This window comes from Curtobacterium sp. MCBA15_016, from assembly GCF_001865105.1.
Lineage (GTDB): Bacteria > Actinomycetota > Actinomycetes > Actinomycetales > Microbacteriaceae > Curtobacterium.
On record NZ_MJGR01000011.1, the window covers coordinates 1,387 to 1,694 of the forward strand.

At 71.1% G+C, this 308-nt stretch carries 1 pseudogene; it reads right to left on the minus strand.

Annotation, left to right across the window (positions count from 1 at the left end):
* Nucleotides 1–308 (minus strand): annotated as a pseudogene (locus BIV03_RS04950) (DUF4032 domain-containing protein); the annotation flags it as partial.

A 308-nucleotide genomic window follows, 5' to 3' on the forward strand; every position in this document is an offset into this window, starting at 1 on the left:
CGACCTCGAGGTCGTTCTCCCGCTGACCGTTCGACAGGCCGCCGGGGTAGAGCTTGCCGGTCTCGGCGTCCACCAGGTACGCCGCGAAGGCACCGGCGTCACGTCGGAACAGCGTGTTCGAGAGCGAGACGTCGCCCCAGTAGAAGCCGATGACGTGCAGCCGCACGAGCAGGAGCGCGAGGGCGTCGACCAGGCGGGTGGCCGTCTCGGGCCGCAGTGTCTGCGAGTACAGGGCGCGGTACGGCAGCGAGAAGCGCAGGTGCCGGGTGACGAGCACGGGGTGCAGGGCCTCGCCGTCGGCGCTCACC